The 2,050-nt window shown below is 61.7% G+C and carries 4 protein-coding genes; all 4 read right to left on the bottom strand.

All coding sequences use genetic code 11. The features are described 5' to 3' along the window. Nucleotides 1-79 precede the first annotated feature (79 nt). Nucleotides 80-280, bottom strand: a complete 201-nt coding sequence (locus tag ACYASU_RS20350; RefSeq protein WP_463583853.1) for a hypothetical protein — start codon at nucleotides 278-280, stop codon at nucleotides 80-82. Beyond that, on the bottom strand, nucleotides 277-933 hold the full coding sequence (locus ACYASU_RS20345) for a replication protein P (protein ID WP_463583852.1): 657 nt from the start codon (nucleotides 931-933) through the stop codon (nucleotides 277-279). The genes ACYASU_RS20350 and ACYASU_RS20345 overlap by 4 nt, the downstream gene beginning before the upstream one ends. Next, complete coding sequence (locus ACYASU_RS20340; RefSeq protein WP_463583854.1) at nucleotides 933-1,709, bottom strand: helix-turn-helix domain-containing protein; 777 nt, start codon at nucleotides 1,707-1,709, stop codon at nucleotides 933-935. The genes ACYASU_RS20345 and ACYASU_RS20340 overlap by 1 nt, the downstream gene beginning before the upstream one ends. An 11-nt stretch (nucleotides 1,710-1,720) precedes the next feature. Continuing rightward, on the bottom strand, nucleotides 1,721-2,050 hold a 330-nt coding region (locus tag ACYASU_RS20335; protein ID WP_463583851.1), incomplete at its 5' end, for a phage antirepressor KilAC domain-containing protein.

The following is a 2,050-nucleotide window of genomic DNA, read 5'->3' as shown; positions in this document are numbered from 1 at the left end:
GGAGGCACAGACCCGTCGTAGCCGGCCACCATGAAAGCGATGAAGCACCTGGCGACATTGGCGAGCGCCTTGATCGTTCTCATTGTGAGATCTCCATCAGGTCGACGACTTCGAAAGTGCTGGGCCACATCAACCGGCCGAACGACTCGGCAATGCCTTTGCGATCGAATAGCGCGACAGCGGGATCCGGTGGATTCGACAGATCGATCTTCGAGGAGCACGCGTAGACCGCGTAACGGAACGCCGCAGGGTCAGGCGCGGCAAGTCGGGTATCGCTCATGCTGATGCTCCGGCGCGGCGGGCGCGCAGTTCGGCCAAGGCCTTGTTTCCGATATCGGGAGTGCGTCGGGCTTCAGCGCGGGCCGGCAGGGCCAAGGGCATCGCCTGCAATGGCAGACCCTCGATCATGCGGCGGACCGTGATCACGTAGTTCCTCTCGAAGAGCTTCATGGCGAGGGAGGATTCCAGGCGGTTGAGAGGTTCGAAGCCGCACTCTTTCGCCGTATGCCAGACCGCCTGATGCGACCACTTGCCCTGCCCGGCCATGGATGGGTGAGCGTTGCGGCAGGCCTCGCGGAAAGCCTTCTCCAGCGATGGGATGCCTAGCATTTCCGGGGTTGGCTGGCACAGCTTGATGAACTTGCCCACGCTCGGTGCGAAGTCGGAACCCATCTTGCGGCACTGCTCGATGCCGAAGCGGATCTGCTCGATGCGGGTGATGTTCTCGGCCATGAACGCCTTGGTCCATGTGGCCTTGGCAGCATCGACCGCTGCCTGATCAGGCCATGCCTGCTTCCATGCTGGGAAGATCGCCATCAGCTCGCGGAACAGAGCGTTGATGACCTGAACCGTGCCGGCGTCGATCTTGAGCGGCACGACCTCGGCAGATGGAACGTTCGGCAGTTGCTGCATGATGCTCGCGACGGACTTCATCAGAGACTCCCCATGTTTTCAGCCCAACTGGTGTCGTCAAAATCCGGGGCCTGGCCTTGGCCGGCCGCTTTGACTCGCTCCCGCTTGACCCATTGCACCAGGCGATAACACCAGCCATGCGCCGAATCGACGGTGCCAGGCCGGGCAGCATAGAAACCCTTGAACGATCGAACTGCCGCATCCGGCACTGAGTCGGCGGGGATGCCGGCGATTGCGATCTGGTCGGCCAAGGCTTTGGCGTTTGGCTCCCAAGCAGCGAACATGGCGAAGCGCTGGTTTGGCGCAGGGCACTCGGCGGCGGCTCGGTCTTGCTCGGCGAGCACATCGTCCAAATCGCGCTGCAGCTGCTGCTCTTCGGTTAATTGATGGTTAAGTGATGTATTGGGTGCAGCTGCTGCACCCCGTTCTGCGTTTTCCTGCACCCCGTTCTGCTGTGAGCTGCACCCCGTGCGGTTATCTGCACCCCGTTCTTTACGGGGTGCAGCATTTGCACCCCGTTTGAGTTGAAGGTCGTACACCACTGGGCGACGGTCACGGCGATCGATATAGGCGGCGGCGATGGCTTGGTTACCCTGGGTGATGAAGCCCGCCTTCTCCAGCTCATCCAGTTTCAGGCGCACGGTACGCTCGGAAAGACCGGTGTCGTCTGACAGGGTCAGCGCAGACGGGAAGGCCCCACGGCCATCGCTACCGGCGTAGTTCGCCAGACACAGCAGCACGTGACGGGCAGCAGGGTTTTCAAGGGAAGCCTTCGGCAATGCGAGAGCCCATGACATAGCTTGAACACTCACAGCGCGGCTCCAATGTTCTTTTCGGCCAAGCGTGCGAGGCCTTTCGGGGTAACGAGGGGTTGATATGCCGCGCGCTCGATGCCGGTTTCGGTATCGGGTTTGAGCGCGGTCACCTTGTGCTTCAGGAAGCCGTCACGGATGCGAGGCTGCATTGCGATCCAGCGAGTCGAACCACCGCGGCGGTAAATCCAGCGGTTTGCCTGCAGCCAGTCGAAGAGCTTCGACGGGGCGATGCCGAGTTGTTTCGCCGCGTCAGTGATGCAAATCGAACCCTCGGCGGCGGCAAGACGGCGGATTGCTGCGAGCTTGGGTGCTTGAAGCTCAAG

Source organism: Pseudomonas sp. HP_12, from assembly GCF_055283955.1.
Note: the sequence above shows the minus strand (reverse complement) of the source record. Positions and strands in the feature narration are given on the sequence as shown.